Raw genomic sequence first — 362 nt, 5'->3', positions numbered from 1 at the left:
GCATACCCAGAAACTGCGGGACCATGGCCAGCAATGTCATGCCCATCAGTGCCAGACCCAGGCGCGCTGTCAGCGTCAGGCGGGACAGCGCACCGCCCAGCCCGCGCAGGCCCTTGTAGCGCACCTCACCGCCGCGCAGGTAGATGGAGCCACCGCCGCGTTCGGCGTCTGCCCGCATTTGGGCGTACAGTGCCTCGGCCGCCTGCACGTCCTGCCGTTGGGGCTTGATGCGCACCGACATATAGCCTTTGGGCTTGCCGTTTTGTAGGATGGGGGTGACATTGGCCTGCACCCAGTAGTGGTCGCCGTTTTTGCGGCGGTTTTTGACCAGGGCTGTCCAAGGGTGGCCGCGGCCTATGGTC

Annotated in this window: 1 pseudogene; it reads right to left on the bottom strand. The window is 65.5% G+C overall.

The window, feature by feature from the left end:
* Positions 1-362 (bottom strand): annotated as a pseudogene (locus AC1D1Y_RS26930) (chemotaxis protein); the annotation flags it as partial.

This window comes from Polaromonas sp. P1_G1 (assembly GCF_056405595.1).
The sequence above is the reverse complement of the archived record's forward strand: the minus strand, read 5'-3'. Positions and strand labels throughout refer to the sequence as shown.